Annotated in this window: 20 protein-coding genes and 1 tRNA gene; 13 read left to right on the plus strand and 8 right to left on the minus strand. The window is 64.2% G+C overall.

Annotated elements, in window-relative coordinates; genetic code table 11:
* The first annotated feature begins 32 nt into the window (after nucleotides 1–32).
* Both ACFVSI_RS05965 and ACFVSI_RS05970 read left to right on the plus strand, forming a co-directional pair.
* Nucleotides 33–515: a cation:proton antiporter regulatory subunit gene (locus tag ACFVSI_RS05965; RefSeq protein ID WP_018778177.1), complete on the plus strand. Its 483-nt coding sequence runs from the start codon at nucleotides 33–35 to the stop codon at nucleotides 513–515.
* A 5-nt stretch (nucleotides 516–520) separates the two neighbouring features.
* Nucleotides 521–1,720: a cation:proton antiporter gene (locus ACFVSI_RS05970; RefSeq protein ID WP_387820727.1), complete on the plus strand. Its 1,200-nt coding sequence runs from the start codon at nucleotides 521–523 to the stop codon at nucleotides 1,718–1,720.
* 70 nt (nucleotides 1,721–1,790) lie between these two features.
* Here the strand turns inward: ACFVSI_RS05970 and dcd are convergent, their stop codons facing one another.
* Nucleotides 1,791–2,366 (minus strand): dCTP deaminase, encoded by a 576-nt coding sequence (dcd, locus tag ACFVSI_RS05975; RefSeq protein ID WP_021474048.1) that lies wholly within the window; start codon nucleotides 2,364–2,366, stop codon nucleotides 1,791–1,793.
* Nucleotides 2,367–2,491: 125 nt separating this feature from the next.
* Here dcd and ACFVSI_RS05980 point away from each other — a divergent pair, with 125 nt between their 5' ends.
* On the plus strand, nucleotides 2,492–4,465 hold the full coding sequence (locus ACFVSI_RS05980) for a CAP domain-containing protein (protein ID WP_387820730.1): 1,974 nt from the start codon (nucleotides 2,492–2,494) through the stop codon (nucleotides 4,463–4,465).
* Here ACFVSI_RS05980 and ACFVSI_RS05985 read toward each other — a convergent pair.
* Nucleotides 4,462–4,899, minus strand: a complete 438-nt coding sequence (locus ACFVSI_RS05985; protein WP_387820733.1) for a hypothetical protein — start codon at nucleotides 4,897–4,899, stop codon at nucleotides 4,462–4,464. The genes ACFVSI_RS05980 and ACFVSI_RS05985 overlap by 4 nt on opposite strands.
* A gap of 220 nt (nucleotides 4,900–5,119) precedes the next feature.
* Here ACFVSI_RS05985 and ACFVSI_RS05990 point away from each other — a divergent pair, with 220 nt between their 5' ends.
* Together ACFVSI_RS05990 and ACFVSI_RS05995 are read left to right on the plus strand one after the other, a co-directional pair.
* Nucleotides 5,120–6,661: a D-alanyl-D-alanine carboxypeptidase family protein gene (locus tag ACFVSI_RS05990; RefSeq protein ID WP_387820736.1), complete on the plus strand. Its 1,542-nt coding sequence runs from the start codon at nucleotides 5,120–5,122 to the stop codon at nucleotides 6,659–6,661.
* Between the two features lie 100 nt (nucleotides 6,662–6,761).
* Nucleotides 6,762–6,832: transfer RNA gene (locus ACFVSI_RS05995), tRNA-Gly, on the plus strand.
* A gap of 86 nt (nucleotides 6,833–6,918) precedes the next feature.
* Here ACFVSI_RS05995 and ACFVSI_RS06000 read toward each other — a convergent pair.
* The gene (locus tag ACFVSI_RS06000; RefSeq protein ID WP_387820739.1) at nucleotides 6,919–8,319 is read right to left on the minus strand and encodes an MFS transporter; all 1,401 of its coding nucleotides are present in this window, start codon (nucleotides 8,317–8,319) and stop codon (nucleotides 6,919–6,921) included.
* Between the two features lie 166 nt (nucleotides 8,320–8,485).
* Between ACFVSI_RS06000 and ACFVSI_RS06005 the strand changes: the two genes are divergently transcribed.
* Complete coding sequence (locus tag ACFVSI_RS06005; RefSeq protein WP_144660919.1) at nucleotides 8,486–9,340, plus strand: LysR substrate-binding domain-containing protein; 855 nt, start codon at nucleotides 8,486–8,488, stop codon at nucleotides 9,338–9,340.
* Nucleotides 9,341–9,406: 66 nt separating this feature from the next.
* Nucleotides 9,407–10,180, plus strand: a complete 774-nt coding sequence (locus ACFVSI_RS06010; RefSeq protein ID WP_387820742.1) for a sugar phosphate isomerase/epimerase family protein — start codon at nucleotides 9,407–9,409, stop codon at nucleotides 10,178–10,180.
* 106 nt (nucleotides 10,181–10,286) lie between these two features.
* On the opposite strand, the gene ACFVSI_RS06015 is transcribed toward ACFVSI_RS06010, so the two are convergent.
* The gene (locus ACFVSI_RS06015) at nucleotides 10,287–11,306 is read right to left on the minus strand and encodes a LacI family DNA-binding transcriptional regulator (RefSeq protein WP_387820745.1); all 1,020 of its coding nucleotides are present in this window, start codon (nucleotides 11,304–11,306) and stop codon (nucleotides 10,287–10,289) included.
* A gap of 216 nt (nucleotides 11,307–11,522) precedes the next feature.
* Here ACFVSI_RS06015 and ACFVSI_RS06020 point away from each other — a divergent pair, with 216 nt between their 5' ends.
* The 3 genes from ACFVSI_RS06020 to ACFVSI_RS06030 are packed head-to-tail and all read left to right on the plus strand — an operon-like array spanning nucleotide 11,523 to nucleotide 14,742.
* Complete coding sequence (locus ACFVSI_RS06020; protein ID WP_387820748.1) at nucleotides 11,523–12,692, plus strand: Gfo/Idh/MocA family protein; 1,170 nt, start codon at nucleotides 11,523–11,525, stop codon at nucleotides 12,690–12,692.
* Nucleotides 12,692–13,906, plus strand: coding sequence for a dihydrodipicolinate synthase family protein (locus tag ACFVSI_RS06025; RefSeq protein ID WP_387820751.1), 1,215 nt, complete (start codon nucleotides 12,692–12,694; stop codon nucleotides 13,904–13,906). The genes ACFVSI_RS06020 and ACFVSI_RS06025 overlap by 1 nt, the downstream gene beginning before the upstream one ends.
* Nucleotides 13,903–14,742, plus strand: coding sequence for a sugar phosphate isomerase/epimerase family protein (locus ACFVSI_RS06030; RefSeq protein WP_387820753.1), 840 nt, complete (start codon nucleotides 13,903–13,905; stop codon nucleotides 14,740–14,742). Before ACFVSI_RS06025 ends, ACFVSI_RS06030 begins: the two co-directional genes overlap by 4 nt.
* A 231-nt stretch (nucleotides 14,743–14,973) precedes the next feature.
* Here the strand turns inward: ACFVSI_RS06030 and ACFVSI_RS06035 are convergent, their stop codons facing one another.
* The 4 genes from ACFVSI_RS06035 to ACFVSI_RS06050 all read right to left on the minus strand — a co-directional run bounded on the left by ACFVSI_RS06035 (nucleotide 14,974) and on the right by ACFVSI_RS06050 (nucleotide 18,085).
* Complete coding sequence (locus tag ACFVSI_RS06035) at nucleotides 14,974–15,423, minus strand: group II truncated hemoglobin (protein ID WP_387820756.1); 450 nt, start codon at nucleotides 15,421–15,423, stop codon at nucleotides 14,974–14,976.
* 64 nt (nucleotides 15,424–15,487) lie between these two features.
* On the minus strand, nucleotides 15,488–15,691 hold the full coding sequence (locus ACFVSI_RS06040) for a hypothetical protein (protein ID WP_387820758.1): 204 nt from the start codon (nucleotides 15,689–15,691) through the stop codon (nucleotides 15,488–15,490).
* Between the two features lie 8 nt (nucleotides 15,692–15,699).
* Entirely contained in the window at nucleotides 15,700–16,779 is a 1,080-nt protein-coding gene (locus ACFVSI_RS06045) for a YihY/virulence factor BrkB family protein (RefSeq protein ID WP_387820760.1), read from the minus strand.
* A 100-nt stretch (nucleotides 16,780–16,879) separates the two neighbouring features.
* Entirely contained in the window at nucleotides 16,880–18,085 is a 1,206-nt protein-coding gene (locus ACFVSI_RS06050) for an ROK family protein (RefSeq protein ID WP_387820763.1), read from the minus strand.
* 141 nt (nucleotides 18,086–18,226) lie between these two features.
* Between ACFVSI_RS06050 and xylA the strand changes: the two genes are divergently transcribed.
* From xylA to ACFVSI_RS06065, 3 genes are all read left to right on the plus strand, one after another.
* Complete coding sequence (gene xylA, locus ACFVSI_RS06055; protein WP_387820766.1) at nucleotides 18,227–19,414, plus strand: xylose isomerase; 1,188 nt, start codon at nucleotides 18,227–18,229, stop codon at nucleotides 19,412–19,414.
* 86 nt (nucleotides 19,415–19,500) lie between these two features.
* Nucleotides 19,501–20,931 carry a xylulokinase gene (gene xylB / locus ACFVSI_RS06060; protein WP_387820769.1) on the plus strand — a complete coding sequence of 477 codons (1,431 nt, stop codon included), beginning with the start codon at nucleotides 19,501–19,503 and terminating at the stop codon, nucleotides 20,929–20,931.
* Nucleotides 20,932–21,000: 69 nt separating this feature from the next.
* Nucleotides 21,001–21,984, plus strand: a complete 984-nt coding sequence (locus ACFVSI_RS06065) for a LacI family DNA-binding transcriptional regulator (protein ID WP_387820900.1) — start codon at nucleotides 21,001–21,003, stop codon at nucleotides 21,982–21,984.
* Nucleotides 21,985–22,093 lie beyond the last annotated feature (109 nt).

Genomic DNA, 22,093 nt, shown 5'->3' on the forward strand with positions numbered 1-22,093 from the left:
CGGACCGGTTCAACAGAGTTTAGGGTGGAGCTATGAACGTGGATGAGACCGAACTTCCGGGCCTTGGCATCCGGAAGGACTTCGTGACGGCTTCGGGCCGCCGCATTGGGGTGGTGGAACTGCGCGAGGGCGAAACGGAGCTTTTCGTCTCAACGTGGGATGACCCCGATACGTGCCAAGCCTCCATTCCGTTGACAGCAGACGAGGCATCGACTCTCGGGAACCTTCTGGGCGGGCAGCATATTGCCATGCGCCTTGCCGAAGCACACCGCGAAGTCCCGGGCATCGTCACACGCCAGTTTTCGATCACCGCTGATTCCCCGTTCGTGAACCAGGCCATGGGGAAGGCCCAAATCCGCACACGCAGTGGTGTCTCCATCGTGGCGATCATGCGCGAAGGTGAGGTTGTCCCCTCGCCGGCACCCGACGTCGTTCTTCACACTGGCGATCTGCTCGTAGCGGTCGGCACCCAGGAAGGACTTGACTCGGCAGCCGACATCCTCCGCAACGGCTGACCGGAATGGATCCGCTCGCATTAGCCCTCGTTGAACTGGGGGCCGTCGTATTCTGCCTCGGCCTCCTGGCTCGATTAGCGGGCCGAATCGGCATGTCGCCCATTCCCCTCTACCTTGTGGGTGGGTTGGCATTCGGTGCCGGCGGTTTCGTCAAGCTTGACGGCATGCACGAGTTCGCGCACCTCTCCGGCGAGATCGGCGTCATTCTCCTTCTGCTTATGCTCGGATTGGAATATACGGCGTCCGAGCTGGTCACGGGGCTTCGCCGCTCGTGGCAGGCCGGCGTTGTCGACTTCGTCCTGAACTTCCTGCCAGGCGCGGGATTGGCCGTGCTGCTGGGTTGGGGGCTGGTCGGCGCGATCGTCATGGGCGGCGTTACCTATATCTCCTCATCGGGCATCGCTGCCAAGGTCATCACCGACCTTGGCCGGATCGGCAACCGGGAAACACCGGTAGTGCTGTCCATCCTGGTGTTCGAAGACCTGGCCATGGCTATCTACTTGCCCATCCTCACGGCAATCCTTGCCGGCGTAGGGTTCCTGGGCGGGCTGCAGACGGTAGGCATCGCCCTGGCCGTTGTCACAGTGGTCCTGGTGATCGCCCTCAAGTACGGCCAGCGGGTCTCGCAAGCCATCCATAGCGAGAACTCCGAAGTCTTCCTGCTCAACGTGTTGGGCCTTGCCTTGCTGGTGGCAGGAATCGCCTCCGCCCTTCAGGTCTCCGCCGCTGTGGGAGCGTTCATGTTGGGCATCGCCATCTCCGGCGCCACCGCCCACACCGCCACGCGGATCCTGGAACCCCTGCGGGACTTGTTCGCGGCAATCTTCTTTGTGGCTTTCGGACTCAACACCGACCCCACGTCGATTCCGCCTGTCCTTGGCTGGGCCCTTCTGTTGGCATTGCTCACTGCTGCCACCAAGATGCTTACCGGAATCTGGGCCGCCAAGCGGGCCGGAATCGCCAAGCCCGGTCGGTTCCGCGCGGGGGCCGCGCTGATTGCCCGCGGTGAGTTCTCCATTGTCATCGCCGGTCTGGCGGTCGCTTCCGGAACTGTTCCGCACGAGCTCGCGGCGCTGGCAACGGCCTACGTCCTCATCATGGCCATCCTTGGCCCGTTGGCGGCCCGTTTCGTGGAGCCCGTGGTCAAGGCCCTCCGAAGAACCCCCAAAGCCCCGCCGCGGACCCCGGACCGCGCTCCGGCGTAACGCCTCCCCTTTGAACCTTCGGTGAGGGTCTACGTCTAAACCGAAAGGGGCCACCCCTCGGCGCAAAAAGCTAGATGGACGTCCGGTGGAAGTTCAGGTGGCTGCGGCTCGCGGTGGGCCCGCGCTGGCCCTGGTAGCGGTTCCCGTATTCGCCGGAACCGTAGGGGTGCTCAGCAGCGGAGGTCAGGCGGAAGAAGCACAGCTGGCCAATCTTCATGCCCGGCCACAGCTTGATGGGCAGCGTAGCCACGTTGGAGAGCTCAAGCGTGACGTGTCCGGAGAAACCGGGATCGATGAAGCCAGCGGTCGAGTGCGTCAGCAGCCCCAAGCGACCCAACGAAGACTTGCCCTCAAGTCGGGCGGCGATGTCATCGGGCAGGCTCACGGTTTCATACGTGGAGCCGAGCACAAACTCTCCGGGGTGCAGGATGAAAGGCTCGTCGCCTTCCACTTCCACCAGGCGGGTCAGCTCGGGCTGCTCTTCTGCCGGGTCGATGTGGGCGTATTTGTGGTTGTCGAAGAGCCGGAAGAACCGGTCGATACGCACATCCACGGAAGACGGCTGCACCATCGCGGGATCGTACGGCTCAAGAACAATCCGTTGGGAGTCGATTTCGGCACGTATGTCGCGGTCAGAGATCAGCACGTCATCAAAAATACCCCATAGGCCAAATACCCCATGCATTGTCCGGGCCGCCCCATGGGACTATAGTTCCCGGACATGTAAAGCCGCGCCCGTACCTGGGGGCAACGAGCAACCGCGGGGTAATTGTGAACAAACTGGCAGCGCCTGCCGCTATTGTGCTGGCTGGCGCACTGGCACTTTGCATGGCCGCGTCCAGCCAGATCCTGCCGGCGACCGAGGCGGCACCTGGTGCAAGCGCCACTCCGTCGTCCAGCGTCCCGTCCGGACTGGCGGTTCCGGAAGAAAGCCCGACGGCGGCTCCCTCACCTTCTGCGGTGGACCCTGCCAGGGGTGGGACTGACGGTCCTATGCCCACAACAGAGTCGCCCGCGCAGACACCTTCGGTGCGCGAAAGCGGTCCGGTCGCAGTAGATCCGGTGTTTGAGACGCCTCCGCCTGTGCCGAACATCGGGCCATCGTGGGGACCGGATAATCCGTCGGATCCCACTCCGGCCGCTACGCCCACCCCTCCCCAGCCGACAGAGGCTCAACCCACTCCCCAGCAGAGCGCCGGTAGTGTTTCCTCCGGCTCGACGCCGACAGCGGAGGCCGCGGGCCCGGCGCCTACGCAAACCGCAACGCAAACAGCCGAGCCGACGCGAACAGCCGAGGCCAACCCGGAACCAACCCCAACAGCAACGGAAGCAAGCCAATCACCGTCACCCAGCCAGACGCCGTCGCCGGTAAGCACCCCGGGTAACGAGCCATCCACCCCGGCCCCCGCCACCGACTCCCCCACACCTTTCCCCGGCAAGGCCCCGAACCACGATCCTCAGCTCGAGAACGGGGCCCTGGCGCTCCTTCCGGATAACAACAGCGCCGCGATCCTGACGGTGTTCAACGCGATCAACAGTTACCGGGCATCGTTGGGCCTGGCACCGGTGAAGTACCACGCGACGGTGGCAAGCCTGGCCCAGGAGTGGTCCAACAACATTGCAACGCGCGAAGTGATCCAGCACCGGCCCAACTTCTGGACCGATCCCCGCGCGATGAACCCGAACAACGGCGCAGGCGAAGTCATTGCTGTCCGCTGGGACCGCGACGCCGCGCAACTTGTGGAGTGGTGGAAGGGTTCACCGGGGCACGATGCTTTGTTGCGGGATCCCCGGTTCAATGTCATGGGCATTGGCATCACCTACACGGACGGCAACTGGCAGACGACCCCCAACCGCTACACCCTTTGGGGTGTGGTCAATTTCTTCGGCTACACGACGCTGCCGGCAGGGACCACCACCAGCCCCGGCGGAACCGTGACTCCGCCCACTGATCCTGTGGCAGTCTGCGAGCCCGGTTCCAAGCATCAACCACCGACCGTCGACTTGAGTGCGGCCTCCATCAGCAGCGCCGGCGATCTCGTGTCCATCGCAGGAGACGGTTCAGTGGTGGCGTATCCGTCGTGGGGCAACGGCAGGTTTGGTCCGGGCAAACGGATTGGCGGCGGATTCGTGGGCCTCAAGGATCTCTTTGTGACGGACTGGGACCGCGACGGCGTCTTCGACCTTCTGTATCAACGCCTTGACGGTGCGTTGCTGGTCTACCCCGGCCTTCAGAGCGGCGGGTTCAAGGATCCTGTGGTGTTGGGCCAGGGGTGGGGCACCCTGAACATTTCCGTAGGGACGTGGTGCGCCAACAACAGGCTGCCGCAGATCGTCGCGATGGACCAGGGCGGCAACCTGTATCTGTATAAAAACACCGGGTTGAGCTACATTCGCAGCCAGGCAGCGATCGGAACTGGCAACACCTCCGTCCGCGTGACCATGGTGGACTACAACGCCGATGGCTTCGAGGACCTGCTGACAACCGAGCCGAACGGGACACTGCGGCTGTACCGCGGCAGCGGCTTGGGCACGCCCAAGCAGGAATCGCGGCCGGTGGTAGGTAGCGCGTGGACGGATTACATCGGGTTGAGGGCGCTGAGCGGCCTCACGGGGCCTGACTCCGTGGGTGTGGCCGGCCTGGACCGCAACGGGCAGGTGGAGTACTGGGACCTCAGTTCGGGACGCCTCACCACCCCCGTCACTATCGGCACCGGCTGGGGCGGCCTGCGGTTCGCCAGCTAGGAGCTGGCCTCGATCGCGGACTTCAGCCGTTCCAGCTGCCCTACTTCCACTTCCAAGGCCTTCTGGATCATCCCGTTCATGAGCTTCCGCAGCCCTTTGGGGTGGTACTCCAGAGCGAAGCGCAGCCGGGTGGTGGCGCCTTCGGTGCTGAGGTAGTACCCGCCTGTAGGCCGGGCGGGTCCGGCGACGACGGCGTACCGGACTTCTGCTCCGGGCCGGGCCTCGGTGATGGTGAAGTCCGCCGCGATGGGACGACCACCGGGTCCTGCCACCGTCTGCTGGTATGACGCACCTTTCTGGCCGCGGATGCCGGACCGAAGCGCTATGCTGCGGACGTCCGAGCGCCAGAGGGAGTTGTTCATCCCGTCCATGAGGAAACCGTAAACGGTCATGGCGTCCCGACTGATCACCACTTCATTGGCTGCGAATGCCACGGAAAACCCACTTTCGGCCTACGGTTCAAATGTCGTAGCCGGGTTCCCCATACGCTGCAGCTAACACCTTCAGAATAGTCAGCGCAGTGCCGACCGCGACACACGACCACCGAGCCTTGACCGAATGGTTACCTGATGTCTTTTTTGGTGCACACTGCTGACACGCGCCGCCCTCCCGGGTAGAGTCCTGCCGCTGGACAAAAACCGAGTGGGGGGCGACATGCCGGTTCAGGATCGACCAGGAACACCAAGGAATGCCCGACGCCGGTTGGCCGCTTGCGCTGCCTTCCTCGCCACCGTGATGGTCGGCGCCCTCGCTGCCGCGGCCCCCGCAACAGCCGGCCCCGCAACCGCAGCACAGATCGCCTCAGCCACCGCAGCCAGCCCCGCCAAAGTACCTGCCGCCGTCGTGAATGCGCTGGTGCCGTCGCTGGCCAATCCCCTTCCGGCGCTCGACCCCGTGGGCGATCCCGCCACCCAGTCTGTTCTGGTGAACAAGTCCCGACCACTGAACCCGGTGACCTACGCACCAGGTGACCTGGTGAACGCCCGTGGTTCGGGCCAATATCTGCGGGCCCAGGCGGCGGCCTGGCTGAACGGGCTGTTCCAAGGCGCCGCCGATGCAGGGACAGGCGGGCTGGCAGTGGTGAGCGGCTACCGTTCCTACGCGCAGCAGCAACAGGTGTATGCCTCCTACGTCAGCCTGTATGGCCAGGCGCAAGCAGACCTGATCTCGGCCCGGCCCGGCTACAGCGAGCACCAAACAGGGTTGGCGGTGGACGTCGGCAACGCCAACGGATCCTGCGGGCTCAGCACTTGCTTTGGCGACACCGCCGCGGGTATCTGGGTGGCGGCGAATGCGTACAAATATGGCTTCATCATCCGCTACCCCAACGGCTACACGAACATCACGGGGTACAGCTACGAGCCGTGGCACCTGCGCTATGTGGGCGTCGACCTGGCAACCGACATGAAGCGCCGGGGCTTTGCCACTCTGGAGCAGTACTTTGCCGGCAACCCCGCCATCTATTCGAGCATCACTTCCGGGGCGGACCTCGTCGCCGCGGACGGAGCCGGACGGCTGCTCCGCTACCCGGCACTGGCCAGCGGCGGCTACGGGGCGCCGGTGCAGATCGGTTCCAACTGGACAGGGTTGAAGCAGGCGTTCGTGGTCGATTGGGATTCGGACGGAGTCTACGATCTCCTGGCGCAGTGGAGCAACGGGACCCTTGGCCTCTTCAAAGGCTGGCCCGGCGGCTCATTCTCCACGCAGATCATCGTGGGCACCGGCGACTGGGACGCCATGACCATCACAGTCGGCAAGTGGTCCAGCAACCAGGGATACCCGGGCGTCGTGGGCTACTTCCCTGACGGCGGTCTGCGCTACTACCCCAACACGTCCGGCAGGGCGCTGACGTACCGGGTTGACATCGGGACCGGTTGGGCCGGCATGGGCCTCACCATGGCCGATTGGGACGCGGACGGCGCCAACGACATCCTCGCCACCACCACCTCCGGAGTCCTGCTCAGCTACCCGGGCAACGGCATCGGCGGTTTCAGGGGACTGCCAAGCAGTATCGGATCCGGGTGGGGAACGATGAAAGCCATTGTCCCAAGCTTCGGCTTGTCGGGCCCGGGAACGCGCAGCATCACCGCTCAAACAGTCGACGGGTACTTGGTGGACTACGGATTGGGCAGTGGCGTATGGGGCGCACAACGGCAGGTGGGCATCGGCTGGAACGGCATGAAACTGTTCACGTAGGGACCCGCCGCGTACGTTGGGCCCGGCCGGGAGCTCTTGTCAGGAGGAGTCCCACAACTGCGCTAAGCTAGGACTCGCCCGGTGGATTTCCACCGGCAGTGCGGGCGTAGCTCAATGGTAGAGCGCTAGCTTCCCAAGCTCGATACGCGGGTTCGATTCCCGTCGCCCGCTCACAGCGAACCCCGGATCCATTGGATCCGGGGTTCTTTTGGTTCCATGCTTGGAGACTCGACGGCGTGTTCCCACCAAGGCGGTGATCAGGCCGTCTGCGGCTCCTGCACGATCCGAAGGACCCGGCGCCGGTCCCGCAGGTCAACCTTGATGTGCAGCGAGGACTTCCGGGCAAGGACGACGGCGACTACCGCCGCAGCAATGGCCGGCACCCCGCCTGCCACAAGGATGGCCACGTGCGGACCAAGGGGCTCGGCAAGCCAGCCCATCATCGGGCCGCCGATGGCCTGCCCGCCAATGAGCACCACCAGGTAAAGGCTCATGACCCGGCCGCGGATGCTCATGTTGGAACTGGTTTGGACCATCTGGTTGGCGGCGGTGAGGAACATCAGGCACCAGAAACCGGAGAGGACCATGGTCGCGCTGAACAACACCATGGACGGCATCACCGACGCCAGGCAGAGCATCAGTCCGTACAGACCGGCGGAGAGCACCACCGAGCGCAGCCGCAGCTGCCTGCGGCGGGTGGAGGCGATGGCGCCTGCCAGTGCACCGAGCGCAACCATGGCGTTCAGCAGTCCGTAGCCTCCGGCGCCGGCGTCGTACACGTGGTCCGCGAAAGCGGCCAGCAGGACCGGCAGGCTCATGGCGAAAACAGCCACGAATCCGGCCATCAGCCACGGCCAGTAGATAGTGGGCTTGCTGAGCGCGTAGTTGAGGCCCTCGCGCAGCATGCCCTTCTTCCGGGGCGTCGGCTGGCTGAGATGCAGCTGGTCCTTACGCAACAGCATCAGCATGGTCACGGTGGAGCAGCAGGCCACGGCGTTCCCAGCGAAAGCCCAGCCCGCACCGACGGCGGTCAGCAACCAGCCGGCGAGGGCGGGGCCGATGAGCCCGCCGAGCTGGAACGTGGTGGAGTTGACGCTGATGGCGTTGCGCAGGTACTTGGGTCCGACGAGTTCGTTGACGAACACCTGCCGGGCGGGCTGGTCAAGGACCGTGACGAAGCCCAGAACCAACGCGATGACGTAGACATGCCAGACCTGCACGGTGTGGGTGAGGGACAGCGCCGCAAGGACGGCCGCCAGCACCGCTGCCGCCGACTGGCAGATGATGAGGATCTTCCGTTTGGCGAAGCGGTCGGCAATCATGCCGCCCCAGGGTCCAAGGAACAGTGACGGCATGAACTGCAGCGCCACGGTAATTCCGACGGCGGTGACGGAACCGGAGAGTTGGAGCACCATCCAGTCCTGGGCGATGCGCTGCATCCAGATGGCGATTACCGCGATGAAGTGGCCCATCGCGAAGATCCTGAAGTTGGGCACCTTCAAGGAAATGAAGGTGTGCCGCCAGGGCAGCTTTTCACTCACGACGGCGAGTGGCTGGGTGACGGTGTCCGGCTGCTTTGTCTCCGGCAGGGGACCAGCGGACAGGGAATCGATGACGGGCTGGCTGACGTGTGCCGCTGAAGGCGGTGGGGGTGCCAAAAGTAGTCCTCGGATGGGAGTTTCGGTGGGATGCGTTTAACGCTATGGTTGCCAGCAGCAATTGTGGAAGCGTATTGCGCCTATAACTAGCATTGCGGAATGCAATGGGCTACCGTCCCCTGCGCAGCACCCGTGCCCTGCGCTGACCTGCGCTTTGAGGAGTTCCGTGTTCGAACCTGTCCAGCTCCGCTCCTTCCTCGCCGTTGCGGAAACGCTGAGTTTCACCAAGGCCGCCGAACGGCTTGGACTCGCCCAGCCGACAGTGAGCCAGCACGTCCGGAAGTTGGAAGCAGCCGCCAAGCGGGTCCTCGTTGCCCGCGATACGCGCGAGGTCAGGCTCACCGACAACGGGGACGCCATGGCCGGTTTCGCCCGCAGCATTCTGGCGGCCCACGATTCGGCTGCACGCTACTTTTCGGGATCGGCCATGCGCGGGCGCCTCCGTTTCGGCACAGCCGACGACCTCGCCATCACGGGCCTGCCCCGGATCCTTCGCGAATTCCGGCAGTTGTACCCGCAGATCAACCTTGAACTCACAGTCAGCCAAAGCGACCAACTCTACAAACGGCTCAACGCGGGCCAGCTGGATCTGGTGTTCGTCAAATGGGTGGCCGGGGCCAAGGAGGGAACCGTGGTCCGGCATGACAACTTCGCGTGGGTGGGTGTTGAGCAGACAGTCCTGGAACCCGGCGCTCCTGTCCCGCTGATCGCCTACCCCGCCCCGAGCCTCAGCAGAAAGCTCGCCATTGACGCCTTGGAAGCCGCCGGACGCACCTGGCGGATCACCTGCAGCACCAAGCAGATCAGCGGTGTCCTGGCGGCAGTGCGGGCCGGCATTGGGGTTGCCGTCATGCCCGCCTCACTCGTTCCGGAGGACTTGAAGGTGATCACCCAGCGGTTCGGCCTGCCGCCAGTGGGCGACGTCGACTTCACCCTGATCCGCAATCCGCTGGCCAATGCGGAGGTCATTGATGCATTGACCCAGGCCATCATGGGCCGGACGCTGAGCAAGTCGAATTAGTGGCTGGATACTCGGCCCGCATGCGACACATTCCCCGGGTAAGCGCATTCCCGGTATTGTGGGCGCATGACCGAACACCCTTCGCTTGCTGACTTGACCCCTGGAATCTGCTCCGTCACGCTCCGATCCCATGGAATCGAGGATGTGGTCAGGATTTCGGCTGAGGCAGGCCTGGCAGGAATTGAGTGGGGTACGGATGTGCACGTCAGTGATATCGGGTCAGCTGCCCAAGCCAAGGTGGCCACGGAGTCCGCCGGACTGACGGTCTTGTCGCTCGGTTCGTACTACCGCTGCGGGACGTTCGGAGATTTCGACCGTCCGCTGGATCTGGCGGCGGCATTGGGAGCGCCGAGGATCCGCGTATGGGCCGGCGGGCTGGGCTCCGCGGAGGCCAGCCCGGACGCGTGGGAGTCAGTGGTGAAAGACAGCCAGCGGATCGCAGACCTCGCCGCAGGACGCGGGATCGCCGTCGCCTTCGAGTATCACGGCAACACCCTCACAGACTCCCCCGTTACGACGCTCCAACTACTGAACCGCGTCAACCACCCGAACGTCGGCACCTACTGGCAGCCCGCCGTCGGGCTTTCAGACCAGCAGGCGCTGGACTCGCTGCACGAGGTTCTCCCGCACGTCGTGGGCGTCCACTGCTTCTCCTGGGGACCGGCGGGCGAGCGATTTCCACTGCGGAACCGGGCCGGTCTCTGGCAAACGGTCGCCGATGTCCTGCGCGGCAACGGCAAGGACCTGGACATCATGCTGGAGTTCGTCCAGGACGACCTGCCGGAGAACGTGCTCAGCGACGCCGTCTTCCTGCACGCGCTCACGCTGGGCGAGGACTAGGGCAGGGCTGCGAGGACGCGGCATCCAGTTCGCTGCAACGTTGCGGCTTCGTATGGAAGCTTGGGGTGAAATGGCAGGTTTCCGGCGATTCCGGCACTAGCAGGCCTTAAAGCTCGGTGCTACGGCGCAGCTGCACAGATCCGCTGACCGGAGGAGTGTCCTGATCGCCGGCTGCGAGGCGCCCAATGTCTTCCAAGGGCAAGTGAACCGTGGACAGGGCGGGACGGAAGTCACGGAGGGTTTCGATGTCATCAAAGCCGGCAACAGTGGCATCGCGGGGAATCCACACACCCTCCGGCCGGAGGGCAGCCGCGACCCCGATGGCCATGACATCGTTGACGGCGAAGATGCAGAGCCGTTCTTTCGAGGACTTGATGCGCTTCGCCAGCGCCTGGCCCGCCTCGAAACCTCCGGCACGATTGAACCCGGCGCGGATGACTTCGGCAGCCGGGCGGCCGGCGTCGGACAAGCCACGCTGGAAGCCGCGGACGCGGTCGTCTGAGGTGAGCAGCCCCTCCGGACCGGCGATGATCACGAATCCGCCGTCATGGTGGGCCGAAAGTTGCTCGGCGAGTTCGGCGGCAAGCTCCTCATTGGGAACCTTCACCACGTGGTAGCCCTCCGAAGCGGCAGCTCCCACGACGGGGTGGCCTACAACGCCCACCTGTCCCCCGTTGCGGCAATATCGATCCAACTCAGCAGCCAGTTCCGCGTTGCCCTGCTGGTCTTCTTCCCGTGCCGAACGGGACCCGGCGATCACGATGGAGTCGGCGCGGCGGGCGGCGAAGGCAGCTACGGCTTCCTTCTCATCTGCGGGAGCTCCGGAGGTGCTGGCCAGCAGCACCATGCGGTTCTGCTGGCGGGCAGCCTCCTGGACGCCGCGCGCAATGGCTGAGAAGTAGGGGTCGGCGATGTCGTGGACCACCAGTCCAATGAGCCCCGAGCTGGATTTCGCGAGGGCCTGGGCTTGGGCGTTGGGAACGTAGCCCAGCTTGTCGGCGGCCTCCCGTACGCGCTCCGCAATGTCTTCGGCGGGCTTCCGGGACGAGCCATTCAGGACCCGGGAGGCCGTGGCCAGGGAGACTCCGGCAAGACGGGCAACTTCACTCAGTGTGCTGGCGGCCAAAGGGGAGACTCCTCTTCTTCAAGCGCCGGGGCTGACGCTAAAGAAATTATGGCAGTTCCTTACCCAATTCGGGAAAGCGCTTGCCAAGAGTGCAGGGTGTAGTGCATCATCAATCTCAGCGGGAATGCGCTTTCCAAGATGGGCGCACTCCCAAGACAAGACCAAACAAGCACCGGCTTCCGCACAGCGACCGGCACATCAGGCACTGGAGAAAACATGGGCTTCGAAACAAAGACGATCCGCATCGCCATGAACGGCATCACCGGCCGGATGGGTTACCGTCAGCATCTGCTGCGGTCCATCCTCCCCATTCGCGACGCCGGCGGCTTCACGCTGGAGGACGGCACCAAGGTCCAGGTCGAACCAATCCTGGTTGGCCGCAACGAAGCCAAGATCCGCGAACTGGCGGAGCTTCACAAGGTCTCCGAATGGACCACGGACCTGGACGCAGTCATCAACGACCCCACCGTAGACATCGTTTTCGATGCCTCCATGACCAGCCTCCGCGCAGCAACGTTGAAGAAGGCCATGCGCGCCGGCAAGCACATCTTCACCGAAAAGCCCACCGCAGAGACCTTGGAAGAGGCCATCGAGCTTGCACAGATCGGCAAGGAAGCCGGCGTGACCGCAGGCGTCGTCCACGACAAGCTCTACCTCCCCGGCCTGGTCAAGCTTCGCAGACTGGTGGACGAGGGCTTCTTCGGCCGCATCCTCTCCATCCGCGGCGAGTTCGGCTACTGGGTCTTCGAAGGCGACGTACAGGCCGCACAGCGACCCTCCTGGAACTACCGCAAGGAAGACGGCGGCGGAATGACCACCGACATGTTCTGCCACTGGAATTACGTCGTTGAAGGCATCATCGGCAAGGTCAAGAGCGTCAACGCCAAGACCGCTACGCACATCCCGGCACGTTGGGACGAAGCCGGCAAAGAATACAAGGCCACTGCCGACGACGCTTCCTACGGCATCTTCGAACTCGAAACGCCGGGCGGTGACGAGGTCGTCGGCCAGATCAACTCCTCCTGGGCCGTCCGCGTCTACCGCGATGAACTGGTTGAGTTCCAGATCGACGGCACGCACGGTTCCGCCGTCGCCGGTTTGAACAAGTGCGTTGCGCAGCAGCGCGCCCACACCCCCAAGCCTGTCTGGAACCCGGACCTGCCCGTCACCGAATCCTTCCGCAGCCAGTGGCAGGAAGTCCCCGCCAACGCTGAACTGGACAACGGCTTCAAGCTGCAGTGGGAAGAATTCCTGCGCGACGTCGTCGCCGGGCGCGAGCACCGATTCGGCCTGCTCTCCGCAGCCCGCGGCGTTCAGCTGGCGGAGCTCGGCCTGCAGTCCTCGGCAGCGCGCCGCACCATCGACATCCCGGAGATCACCCTCTAATGACGTCACTGATTCTTCCTACAGACGACGGCGGTACACGCGAGTACCGCCTCCAGCCGGCTACCTCGTGGGCCAAGCCGACCGCTCCCCTGACGGCCCGCCGCGCCTACGCAGCGGCCCACGTCATCCCCGAGGTCGCTGCGGACAACACCCCCGGCGCCCCGGCGCAGCTCGACTGGGATGCCACCCTGGCCTACCGCCACGAGCTCTGGTCCTACGGCCTGGGTGTCGCCGACGCCATGGACACCGCTCAGCGCGGCATGGGCCTTGACTGGGCAGCGACCCAGCAGCTCATCAAGCGCACCGGCGCAGAAGCCGCCTCCGTGGTGGCCGGGAGCAACGCGGCGACGGCGGGCAAGTCCGTCCGCGACCTCGTTTCCTGCGGCGCGGGCACGGACCAGCTGGACATCGCATCGCTTCCCGACGGCGCAGCCGGCGTCCAAGCGGTGATTGATGCGTACCGCGAGCAGATCGCCGTCGTCAGCGAAGCCGGTCCCAAGGTCATCCTCATGGCGTCCCGCGCACTGGCCAAAGTTGCGAATGGCGCCGACGACTATCTGCACGTCTACTCCACGCTCCTGCAGGAAGTGGACCAGCCAGTCATCCTGCACTGGCTGGGCACCATGTTCGACCCCGCACTGGCTGGCTACTGGGGCTCGGACGATGTTTCCGTCGCCACCGAGACCTTCCTCAGCTTGATCCGCGAACATTCGGACAAGGTTGACGGCGTCAAGGTTTCGCTCCTGGACGCCTCGCACGAGGTCGCCCTTCGCGTGAACCTCCCCGAAGGGGTCCGCCTGTACACCGGCGACGACTTCAACTACCCGGAACTGATCGACGGCGACGAGACCCACCACTCGGACGCGCTGCTGGGCATCTTCGCGGCCATCTACCCTGCCGCTTCGGTCGCCCTGCAAAAGTACGACGCCGGCAACCCCGCCGAGGCGCGTGCCATCCTGGACTCCACCCGCGAGCTGGGCAAGCACATCTTCAGTGCCCCGACCTTCTACTACAAGACGGGCATCGCCTTCCTGTCCTGGCTCAACGGCAAACAGTCCGGCTTCCAGATGGTGGGCGGCCTGCATTCGGGCCGTTCAGTCCTGCACCTGGCAAAGACCTTTGAACTCGCAGACCAAGCCGGCCTGTTGAGGGACCCTTCCTTGGCCGCGTTCCGCATGTCCGATTACCTGCGCATCAACGGGGTGGGCGCATGAGCGACTTCTCCAGGCTTTCCCTGAACAGCGCCACCACCAAGAAGTGGACCCTCGCCGAGGCCGTGGATGGTTGCGCCCGGGCAGGCATTCCGGCGATTGGACCGTGGCGTGACCGGGTGGCCGAAGCCGGCCTGGACAAGGCCGCCAAGCTGATCAAGGACGCCGGTCTTCGTGTCTCGTCCTTGTGCCGTGGCGGGTTCCTGACCGCGGCCGACGCCGAGGGACAGGCCGCCGCGCTGGCCGACAACTTCGAGGCCGTCCGTGAAGCGGTGGCCCTGGACACGCAGGAATTGTTCCTGGTGGTCGGCGGCCTCGCTCCCGGAGAGAGGGACGTCGTCGCTGCCCGCCAGCGTGTAGCCGATCGCCTCGAGGAACTGGTCCCGTTCGCCTCGGAGAACGGCGTTCGCCTGGTCCTTGAGCCGCTGCACCCGATGTATGCAGCTGACCGGGCGTTGATCTCCACCCTGGGCCAGGCCCTGGATCTCGCCGCGCCGTACGACGCGAAGGCAGTGGGCGTCGCCGTCGACACCTTCCATGTCTGGTGGGATCCGGAACTGAAGGCGCAGATTGATCGCGCCGGACGCGAAAAACGCCTCGCTTCCTATCAGGTATGCGACTTCAACCTGCCGATCGCCGCCGACGCGCTGCTCTCGCGCGGCATGATGGGCGACGGCGTCATCGACTTCGCCACCATCGGCACCTGGGTCAGGGACGCCGGATACACGGGCGACATCGAGGTCGAAATCTTCAACCAGGACATCTGGGACGCGGACGGCGACTCTGTCCTGGAAACCATGAAGCAGCGCTACGCGGAGCTCGTCCTCCCGTTCGTGTAAAAGCGTGGTCCTCCCGCCGATGCCCTAAGCTCCGCGGGAGGACCGCTCCAAAATCCAGCGGGCCCCTGCCACGGTCACGGCAGGGGCCCGCTTTGCGTCCGAAGGGCGTGCGGCCACCACCTACTTTGATTTCGGAGCTGACCGGACGCGCCGGGTTGTGGGCGTGTCCTAGGGTTTTGAGTTTCATAGAGGGTGGTGACCGCACGCTCGGCTTTGCTTTCGCTGCAAGTATCAGCCCATCACCCGCCCGTCCCAGGACCACGTGGGAAGTGGCAGTCCGGCCGGAACATCCTTGGCTGAGTGTTCGTAGCGGGCCATGGTGTTGGTGGTAGTCCAGGCAAAGTAGTCGTGCAGGACGCTACGGAGACGGGCATCCACAAGTCCGACGTCCGCGAGTGCTTGATCAAAACACTCGATGGCCCGGCGATCCATCTCCGAGTGGGGCCCGTTCCCGCCGTGCATCCTCACTACGGACGACTCATCTCCGTACACCCCGGAATAGAGCCGGGGACCACCCAAGGCCTCGCACCAGTAGGCGGCCAGTCGCTGGACATGTTCAGGATGTACTCCGTGGCGGAACGCGTGGCCCACTACTTCGTCCGCCACAACCCTGGCATGCCATGCCGCGGCCAGCCTCAGAAAAAAGCCGGTACCCCCGGCCGCCTCGTACAACGTCTGCATGGTGAACACCATGACATGGTCGACTCACGGCGTGAAGGGCAAAACGCAAACCCCGCACACCCTGTCAAGCCTTCGCTGCCAGCTCCACCCGAGCCTTCGGCAGCCCGATCAAGGTGACCAGTCCGCCGTCGTGCCCTTGCAGTTCGAGCCTTATGTTGTGCGTGTCCGTCTGTGGTTCAACTGCGCTGACTTGGAAGACTTCCCCGCCGATCCTCAACCGGTCGCCATGCCGGACCGTTTTGAGCTTTGTATCCTTGCTCGCGTGCATGATTCCTGCTACTTGTCTTTCTTGGAGTCTTCGCCGTGGGTTTCGCGGAGTTCCTCGCCGCGGCTGACCAGTTCTTCTTCCTTTTTCTGCTGCTTCTCGCTGCGCTTGGTGTCCCGGGGAGGCAGCTGAAGGCTTTCCTCAGCTTCAATGCCGCCTTGGAGCTGCCGGCCGCGTTCCATCTCGGCGTCGAACTCGGCACCGAACAGCAAGGACATGTTCAGGATCCACAGCCACAGCAACATGATGATGACGCCCGCCAGCGCACCGTAAGTCTTGTTGTAGTTGCTGAAGTTGGCCACGTAGAAGCCGAAGCCAAGGGAAGCCAGCGCGAAAATGACGAGTGCGATCAGCGAACCCATGCTCATCCAACGGAACTTGGGCTGTTTGACGTTGGGAGTGAAGTAGTAGAGGACGGCAATGATGGCCACCACGATCACGATGAGGACCGGCCACTTGGCGATGTTCCACACGGTGACGAAAGCGTCGGAGAGGCCTATTGCCCCGCCAATTGCCTCGGCCACCGGACCGCTGAGGACCAGCATGGCCACCACCAGGGCCGCCCCCACTACGGCCACGACCGTGACGGCCAGCATGGTTCCGCGCAGCTTTACGAGTCCGCGGCCTTCGTCCACTTCATATACACGGTTCATGGCGCGGCTGAAGGCGGTGACATAGCCGGAGGCGGACCAGAGGGCCACCAGGATACCGAAAACCAGGGCGAAGCCCGCAGCGTTTGATCGAGTCAGCTCCTCAATCGGCTGGCGCATGGCCTCGACACCAGGTCCTGGCGCGAATTGCTGAACGATATCAAGTACGGCCGAGGTGGTCTTGCCCGCATCGCCAAAGAGCCCCAGAACCGACACCAGGGCCAAGAGCGCCGGGAAGAGCGACAAAACAGCGTAGTACGTCAGACCTGCGGCGGCATCGGGACACTGGTCCTTACTGAACTCGCTGAGCGTGCGCTTGGCGATGTAGGTCCACGTAGGCTTGACGAGGTCGTTGGGACTGTCCGGCTTACTGGAATCTTCCGGGGAAGGCGCGGTCTGCGCTTTGGTTGTACTGGTGTGGGCTGAGTCTTGTGTAGTCATGAGGCACTCGTCCGTGGGTAGTTTGCGCGAACAGCTGACTCATCAATACTAAGCATACTGATGAATGCTCCGGAAGAACCCCGACGAAATTACCCCTGCTTCAGGCCAATTTGCTCGCCAAAAGAAACTCGAAAGGCGACTCGATAACAGAGCGGATCACTTTGCCGGCGGCACCCAGGAGCGTGCCGGAATGCTCCAGCCCGGACACCGTGAGGTTTTCCGGAGCCAGGAGCCCCGGCGCATGCCGTTCCAGGCTGGCCAGAAGGGAGGGCCTAAGCCACTCCCCCAAGACAGCGAAGTGCCCACCGAGCACCACAGCTTCAATATCCATCAACCGTGCGGCCGAGGCGAGCGCAACACCCAGGTAGCGACCGGCGTCGTGAACTGCCGCAGTGGCCCGCGGCTCGTGGGCAGCCAGCGCCGCCAGCAGCAGGTCGGTCCGCTCGCCCAGCGTGCCGGCGGCAATCCCGGCGGCCTCGAAAATGGCTTCCTGGCCGGCAAAGGTCTCAAGGCATCCCGCTCCGCCGCACGAGCAGGCAGGACCTTCGGGATGCACGACGATATGTCCCAGCTCGCCCGCCGAACCCCCTGGTCCGGTGTACAGCTCGGAGCCAATGATGACGCCACCACCGACACCAACCTCACCGGAGACGTACAGGAAGTCAGTTGGCCCTCCGCCATACCAAAGCTCGCCGAGGGCTGCGCTGTTGGCTTCGTTTGACAGTTTGACGCCCAGCGGTGCGCCCTCCAGCAGGGACTGAGGATGCAGCTTCTCATGTTCCCAATGAAGGTTCGGGGCGGACAGCACGACGTCGCCCTTTTCATCCACCAGACCCGGCACCGCCAATCCCCCACCCAGGATGGCAATGTCCTCGGCCGCTGCCGCAGCTTTCGCTTCAGAGGCCAAAACAGCCAGTTGGTCCATGACCTGCGCGGGCGGCACTGCGCGGTTCCGCGACTCAACGGCAGAATGGAAACGAAGGTTTCCTGCGAGGTCCACCAGGCCCACGGCCAGATAGTCGACGTTGATCTCCATGCCGACCACACCCCGGCGGGAGTTCAGCTCCAAACCCTGCCCCGGCCGTCCCCGCTCGCCATCACGGTAAAGGCCGACCTCGGACACCAGGCCCGACTCGACAAGATCCGCCACAAGACTGGAGACCGCGGCCTTGGTGAGCCCGGTACCGGCAGCGAGCTGCGCGCGGCTGGGTTTGGCGTCAGCGGTTTTGGCAATCGAGTCCAACACCAGCGAAAGATTTCGACGGCGGACGTCACCCACGCGTCCGGGCGCGGTTGGCTCATTCATCAGCAGGGACCTCCTCATCGATTCAAAATTTCTTGCGGACTTCCATTGACCATGATCCATCATCCCCCATATAGTTCAGATTGAAAACTAATTGGAATGCTGTTTTCCATTTCTTCCCCGTTGCCTTGCAAAGGAGCAATCATGACCCCGCAGCCCACCCCTGCAGACAAGTTCACTTTTGGTCTCTGGACGGTCGGTTGGACCGGCACCGACCCCTTCGGCGTGGCAACGCGCCAGGCACTGGACCCGGTCGAAGCAGTCCACAAGCTGAGCGAACTCGGCGTCTACGGCATCACCTTCCATGACAACGACCTGATTCCCTTCGATGCGAGCGCCTCCGAGCGCGAACTCATCCTGAAGAACTTCAAGGCAGCTTTGGCCGAGACGGGCCTGAAGACGCCCATGGTCACTACCAACCTCTTCAGCCACCCGGTCTTCAAGGACGGCGGATTCACCTCCAACGACCGCTCCATCCGCCGCTTCGCACTGAGCAAGATCCTCCGGAACATCGACCTCGCGGCTGAGCTTGGCGCCGAAACCTTCGTCATGTGGGGCGGCCGCGAAGGCAGCGAGTACGACGGCTCAAAGGATCTCGCTGCGGCACTGGACCGCATGAAGGAAGGCGTTGACACCGCCGCCGGGTACATCAAGGAAAAGGGCTACGGCCTGCGCATCGCCCTGGAACCCAAGCCGAACGAGCCGCGCGGCGACATCTTCCTCCCCACCGTAGGCCACGGCCTTGCGTTCATTGCCCAGCTGGAGCACGGCGACATCGTCGGCCTCAACCCTGAAACGGGCCACGAGCAGATGGCCGGACTGAACTTCACCCACGGCATCGCCCAGGCATTGTGGGCAGGCAAACTCTTCCACATCGACCTCAACGGCCAGCGCGGTATCAAGTACGACCAAGACCTCGTCTTCGGCCACGGCGATCTCACCAGTGCCTTCTTCACCGTTGACCTCCTGGAGAACGGCTTCCCCAACGGCGGCCCCAAGTACACCGGCCCGCGCCACTTCGATTACAAGCCCTCCCGCACCGATGGCTACGACGGCGTCTGGGAATCGGCCAAGTCCAACATGTCCATGTACCTCCTGCTGAAGGAACGCGCCCTGGCCTTCCGCGCGGATCCCGAAGTACAGGAAGCCCTGGCAACCTCGGGCGTGTTCGAGCTCGGCGAGAGCACTCTGGGTGCAGGCGAAACCACCGCTGACCTGCTGGCTGACGCCAGCGCCTTCGACACGTTCGACGCCGACAAGGCAGCTGAGCGCTCGTTCGCCTTCATCCGCCTCAACCAGCTGGCCATCGAGCACCTTCTCGGCGCCCGCTGACCCGCTCCCACCACCGCAACCCCGCCGCCGGGCCTGCCGCTGGATTTCCCACGCAGGCCCGGCGCGGCCCGCCAAAGGAACAACGCATGCCTCTCGTAGCCGGGATCGACAGCTCCACCCAGTCCTGCAAAGTGGTTATCAGGGATTCAGCCACCGGAGCCTTGGTCCGCCAAGGCCGGGCCTCCCACCCGGAGGGCACCGAGATCCACCCGGATCATTGGTGGACAGCCCTGCAGGAAGCAATCGCGGCAGCAGGCGGGCTCGACGACGTCGATGCCGTATCCGTCGGCGGGCAGCAGCACGGGATGGTGTGCCTCGACGAAAGCGGAAATGTGGTCCGCCCTGCCCTGCTGTGGAACGATACCCGCTCGGCGCAGGACGCTGAAGAGCTGATCCTCGACGCCGGGCAGGGCGATCCGGCTGCTGGAGCCAACTATTGGGCGGCCAGCACGGGCACGGTTCCGGTGGCCTCCCTGACCGCCACAAAACTGCGCTGGCTGGCGCGGAACGAGCCCGAAAATGCGCAACGGACGGCCGCGGTGTGCCTGCCCCACGACTGGCTGTCCTGGCGCTTGGCTGGTCACGGGCCCGGAACAGGCCCGGCACCGCTGGAACTGCTCCGCACGGATCGCTCCGACGCTTCCGGCACGGGATACTTTTCGGCGACCACCGGCGAGTACCTTCCGGATGTCCTGGAGAGCACCCTCGGGCACCTCCCGGTCCTGCCCGGGGTGGTTGCGCCCCTGGAGACGGCAGGCAAGACCCCAACCGGCGCCCTGATCGGACCCGGCGCAGGAGACAACGCCGCTGCAGGCCTCGGGGTGAGTGCCGGCGTCGGGGACGTTGTCATTTCCATCGGAACGTCAGGAACCGTATTCGCGGTCTCGGACACTCCTTCCCGCGACTCAAGTGGACTGGTGGCGGGCTTTGCCGATGCCACTGGCCACTACCTCCCGCTGGCCTGCACGCTCAACGCCACGCGGATCTTCGATGCCACCGCCGCCTTGCTCGACGTGAGCCTGAACGAGCTGGGAGCCCTGGCGCTGTCCGCTCCGGAAGGTGCGGAAGGCTTGACCCTGGTGCCCTATTTCGAAGGCGAACGAACCCCGAATCTTCCCGAGGCCACGGGATCACTTCACGGGCTCACCCTCTCCAACTACACCCCCGCGAACCTGGCCCGCGCGGCGATAGAGGGAGTTGTCTGCTCGCTGGCTGACGGCTTGGCGGCACTTCAGGCCCAGGGCGTTGAGGCCCGGCGCATCATCCTTGTCGGAGGTGGTGCTCAATCCGAAGCCGTCCAACACGTGGCGGCCTCCGCGTTCGGCCTCCCTGTCTTTGTTCCCAAGCCCGGAGAGTACGTGGCCGACGGCGCTGCACGGCAAGCTGCCGGCGTCCTCACGGGCCAGTTGCCCGAGTGGCCGGTGGACGGACTCACCGTTCACCACGCTGAGCCCCAAGGTGTTGCGCCTTTCCTGGACAGGTACCGCCATTACGCCGCCAAGGCAGCCATCGGCTGATCCTGGCCGCCAGTGCTTTATCGTGACAGGGTGAGCTCAGAACAATCTGCATCTTCCCGCCCTCCTGTCATGGAGGACGTAGCCCGCGTGGCAGGTGTTTCGCACCAGACTGTCTCCCGTGTCCTGAACAACCACCCCAACGTGAGTTCCAAGACCCGCGAACGTGTAGAGCAGGCCATCACCGAGTTGGGCTACCGGCGCAACACTGCCGCGCGCAGCCTGGTAACCAGACGGTCCCAAACCATTGGGGTGCTGGGCAGTGAGCTTGCCCAGTACGGTCCATCGCACACATTGCTCGGCGTGCAGCAGGCAGCACGTGACGCCGGTTATTTCGTCAGCGTGGCGGGCCTTCGCGAGGTCACTCCGGAGACCATCAAGGATGCCCTGGCCCACTTCATGGACCAGGGCGTTGACGGCATTGTGGTGACTGTTCCGCATCCGGGCACTTTCGAGGTCCTCAAGGATGTCACCTCCCAGGTGCCATTGGTTGCCGTGGGTTCCGTCGGCGATGAGCAACTCGCTGGTGCCACCGTTGACCAGCGGCAGGGGGCCCGGCTCGCCGTCGAGCATTTGCTGGACCTGGGGCACCGACGGATCGGCCACCTTTCGGGTCCGTCCGACTGGATCGACGCCGCGGCCCGCATCGATGGCTGGCGTGATGCACTGGCTGCTGCCGGTATTGAGCCGGAATCCCTGATTGAAGGGGACTGGAGCGCCGAGTGCGGGTACCGGGAAGGCCTGAAGATTGCGAATGAACGGGCTGTCACCGCACTGTTTGTGGCCAACGACCAGATGGCGCTGGGGGTGTTGCGCGCCTTTCATGAAACCGGAGTGCAGGTTCCCGGTGACATCAGTTTGGTGGGTTTTGACGACCAGCCCGAGTCGGCCTACTTCATCCCGCCCCTGACTACCGTGGCGCAGGATTTCGAAGAACTCGGCCAACGGTGCATTGGATTGTTGCTGGACCGCATTGAGAGTGGCAGCACTGGCACTGCGGCTACCGTGACTCCGCGGCTCATCGTCCGTTCCACCACGGCGCCGCTCCCCAGCTGAGCCAAGTGACGTCCACCGACGCTCTCCCGAGCGCCGGAGACTGAGTTGACTGTCCCGCCTTCGACCCTCTCTTGACATCAATGTTGTGAGCGCTAACAATTGCATCAGA

Source organism: Paenarthrobacter sp. NPDC057981 (assembly GCF_042886835.1).
GTDB lineage: Bacteria > Actinomycetota > Actinomycetes > Actinomycetales > Micrococcaceae > Arthrobacter.

What these genes read in the sequence shown, in the direction of transcription:
- ACFVSI_RS05965 (WP_018778177.1), top strand. Translation starts at nt 33, where the DNA reads ATGAACGTGGATGAGACCGAACTTCCGGGCCTTGGCATCCGGAAGGAC.
- ACFVSI_RS05970 (WP_387820727.1), top strand. Translation starts at nt 521, where the DNA reads ATGGATCCGCTCGCATTAGCCCTCGTTGAACTGGGGGCCGTCGTATTC.
- ACFVSI_RS05990 (WP_387820736.1), top strand. Translation starts at nt 5,120, where the DNA reads ATGCCGGTTCAGGATCGACCAGGAACACCAAGGAATGCCCGACGCCGG.
- ACFVSI_RS06010 (WP_387820742.1), top strand. Translation starts at nt 9,407, where the DNA reads ATGACCGAACACCCTTCGCTTGCTGACTTGACCCCTGGAATCTGCTCC.
- ACFVSI_RS06020 (WP_387820748.1), top strand. Translation starts at nt 11,523, where the DNA reads ATGGGCTTCGAAACAAAGACGATCCGCATCGCCATGAACGGCATCACC.
- ACFVSI_RS06025 (WP_387820751.1), top strand. Translation starts at nt 12,692, where the DNA reads ATGACGTCACTGATTCTTCCTACAGACGACGGCGGTACACGCGAGTAC.
- ACFVSI_RS06030 (WP_387820753.1), top strand. Translation starts at nt 13,903, where the DNA reads ATGAGCGACTTCTCCAGGCTTTCCCTGAACAGCGCCACCACCAAGAAG.
- ACFVSI_RS06035 (WP_387820756.1), bottom strand. Translation starts at nt 15,423, where the DNA reads ATGCAGACGTTGTACGAGGCGGCCGGGGGTACCGGCTTTTTTCTGAGG.
- ACFVSI_RS06040 (WP_387820758.1), bottom strand. Translation starts at nt 15,691, where the DNA reads ATGCACGCGAGCAAGGATACAAAGCTCAAAACGGTCCGGCATGGCGAC.
- ACFVSI_RS06045 (WP_387820760.1), bottom strand. Translation starts at nt 16,779, where the DNA reads ATGACTACACAAGACTCAGCCCACACCAGTACAACCAAAGCGCAGACC.
- ACFVSI_RS06050 (WP_387820763.1), bottom strand. Translation starts at nt 18,085, where the DNA reads ATGAATGAGCCAACCGCGCCCGGACGCGTGGGTGACGTCCGCCGTCGA.
- xylA (WP_387820766.1), top strand. Translation starts at nt 18,227, where the DNA reads ATGACCCCGCAGCCCACCCCTGCAGACAAGTTCACTTTTGGTCTCTGG.
- xylB (WP_387820769.1), top strand. Translation starts at nt 19,501, where the DNA reads ATGCCTCTCGTAGCCGGGATCGACAGCTCCACCCAGTCCTGCAAAGTG.
- ACFVSI_RS06065 (WP_387820900.1), top strand. Translation starts at nt 21,001, where the DNA reads ATGGAGGACGTAGCCCGCGTGGCAGGTGTTTCGCACCAGACTGTCTCC.